The 2,609-nt window shown below is 75.4% G+C and carries 2 protein-coding genes and 1 pseudogene; all 3 read right to left on the reverse strand.

Annotation, left to right across the window (positions count from 1 at the left end; genetic code table 11):
• Positions 1–137: 137 nt before the first annotated feature.
• The gene (locus K377_RS40900) at positions 138–959 is read right to left on the reverse strand and encodes an AfsR/SARP family transcriptional regulator (RefSeq protein WP_111668694.1); all 822 of its coding nucleotides are present in this window, start codon (positions 957–959) and stop codon (positions 138–140) included.
• A gap of 149 nt (positions 960–1,108) precedes the next feature.
• Positions 1,109–1,951 carry a 4'-phosphopantetheinyl transferase superfamily protein gene (locus K377_RS40905; protein ID WP_111668693.1) on the reverse strand — a complete coding sequence of 281 codons (843 nt, stop codon included), beginning with the start codon at positions 1,949–1,951 and terminating at the stop codon, positions 1,109–1,111.
• Positions 1,948–2,609: pseudogene (locus K377_RS41995) on the reverse strand (hypothetical protein); the annotation flags it as partial. The gene K377_RS40905 and the pseudogene K377_RS41995, both read right to left, overlap by 4 nt.

Raw genomic sequence — 2,609 nt, forward strand, 5'->3', positions numbered from 1 at the left:
CCTCCCGGGGGGCTCCGCGGCACACGACGTCCGACGACGACTGGCCATGACACGCCGAACCCCCGGCCCGTCGGGGCCGGGGGTTCGTGGTTCCTGGGAGCAGGGGCGCGGGTTCGGGCTCGGGTTCGGGTGGCCGCTCAGGCCGCGAACAGGTCGAAGGTCGAGCCGTTGCGCGGTCCTGCCAGGACGTCCAGCTGCGGGTCGACCGCGAGCATCGCCTGGTGCATGCGCTGCAGTTGGGGGGACGGCTCGACGCCGAGCTCCTCGACCAGCGCGCGCTGGAGCCGGCGGTAGGCGGCGAGGGCGGAGGCCTGCCGTCCCGAGCGGTACAGGGCCAGCATGGACTGCGAGTGCAGGCCCTCGTGATGCGGATGACGCACCGTCAGGTCGGTCAGTTCGGCGATGAGTTCGGCGTGCCGGCCGAGCCGCAGATCGGCGTCGATGCGGCGCTCCACGGTGACCAGCCGGCTCTCCCGCAGTCTGCGGACCTCGATGTCCAGGACCGGTCCGGCCTTCACGTCCACGAGGGGGGCGCCGGACCACAGGTCGAGTGCGGACCGGAAGCGCGCGGCGGCCACTTCGTTGTCCCCGGTGGCGAAGGCGGCCTGGCCCTCGCGCGCCAGCTTCTCGTACCGGTAGACGTCGACGCAGTCCTCGGCGATCTGCAGCAGGTAGCCGCCGTGGCGGGTGGCGAGGACGTCCCGGACGCCGGCCGGGGCGCCGGGGCCCATGGCCGTGCCGAGCTTGCGGCGCAGTTGCAGGATGTAGGTCTGGAGCGTCGTGAGCGCGCTCGCCGGCAGCGCGGTGTCCCACAGCTCCTCCATGAGCGTGGGCACGGGCATGACGCGGCCCGGGTACAGGGCCATGAGCGACAGGATCTGCCGGGGCTTGCCGGCCGTCGGGACGATCGAGGTGCCGTCCACCTCGGCGCTCAACGGACCGAGAATCTTGATCTGCACGGCGTCCTCCACCCTCATCGAGTTCCTGGTCCGAGTTCCTCCGGCGTCCGAAAACCGGGCCGCCCAGCACGCTAGCGGGGTCCGCCGTCCGGCGCGTTTTCCTCTAGCGGCCCTCTAGCCGAAGTCCACGCGCCCTGACCGGGCCGCGGTCAGGAGGCGCCAGGACCCAGCGGTTCGGGCAGGTCGATGTGGTGCGGGGCCTCGCGGGCCCAGGGGAAGCCGTGGTGGAGTTGGAGGGCGGCCGGCTCGTCGTCGCCGGTGTCGGCGGGAACGGCGATCGCGACCAGCACGTCGGGGACCGGCTCCAGTTCCAGGAACCGCCAGCGGGCGAAGGGGTCGCCGGGCGGCGGGCGGAAGCCGGTCACGCCGCTGCCGTCGGCGAGGGTGAAAGCGAACTCGTCGAAGGGCAGCCCGAGTCCGAGGCCCCGCGCCTTGGAGTAGGCCTCCTTGAGGGTCCACAGCCGCAGCACCCGGCGGTCCCGGTCGCGGCCCGGCGCGGCGCGGGCGACCCACTCCCGCTCCTCGGCCGCGAAGGTGGACGCGACGGTGCCGAGGGCCTGCGCGTCCCGGCCGAGGAGTTCGACGTCCACGCCGACCCGGTGCCGGCGCACGATGCCGAGCAGGTTGTAGCCGTTGGCGTGCGACAGGTTGAAGTCCAGGTGGCCGCCGCCGCGCGGCAGTCCGCCGGGCAGCGGCCGCAGGAAGGGCCGCCCGCGCGGGGAGCGCCAGATCACCAGCTCCGCCTCGGCGAGTCCGGCCTCCAGCGCCAGCGCCCGCCGGACCAGGGTGTGGGCGACGAGGTACTGCCGGCGGTCGCGTTCGAAGAGGAACTGGCCCGCTGTGCGCCGTTCCTCCTCGTCGAGCCAGTTCTTCGCCAGGACGCTCGCCAGGTCCGGCGGGAGGTCCTCGTTGGGGCACAGCCAGATCTTCACGGGCGCGGTGGTCCCGGCGGGCGCGGCGGCGTACGTCCGCTCGGTCGCGGTCAGGGTCATCGGACCGCGCCGTCACCGGTCGCGGGCACGGCGTCCGCCGGGCCGGGCAGCATCGCGGAGCCGGGCAGGGGCACGGCAGGGCGGCCGTGGGTCTCCTCGCCGCGGGTCACGTCGACCCCGGCGAGCCAGAGCCGAGCGAGCGCCGCGAGGCGGCCGCCCCGGCGCAGGGCCGCGAGGTAGTGCGCGGTCTCGGGCAGCTCCGGGTCGAGGAGTCCGCCCGCGCCGCTCCCCCGCAGGTCGGCGCTGTGCCCGGGAGCGGTCCCGTCGGCGAACTCCCTCAGCCCGTCCGCGAGTTCGTCCGTCGTGCGCACGATCAGGGCGAGGCGGCAGGGCAGGGCGGCGCGGCCGATGCGCAGTTCCGCGGCGAGATCGGCGAGCGCGGGAAGGGCCTCGGCGTGGTCGGCGAACAGCCGCGCGGTGGCCGCCAGATGCCGCGGTGTGGGCGCCGACAGCAGGATCAGTTCGGGCCGTTCCGGTGCCGCGGCGGTGCCGCGGGCCTCGGGGCGGTGCTCGGGCGGCTCCTCCAGGATCACGTGGGCCGCGGCGCCGTGCTCCCCGCGTACGGCGACGGAGGCGCGGCGGGGCAGCGGGTGTCCCTGCGGGTCGCGGGGACGCGGCCAGGCGACCGGCGCCGTCCGGCCGGGCGCCGGCAGGAGGG

The sequence above is a fragment of the Streptomyces sp. PsTaAH-137 genome (assembly GCF_003259365.1).
Lineage (GTDB): Bacteria > Actinomycetota > Actinomycetes > Streptomycetales > Streptomycetaceae > Streptomyces.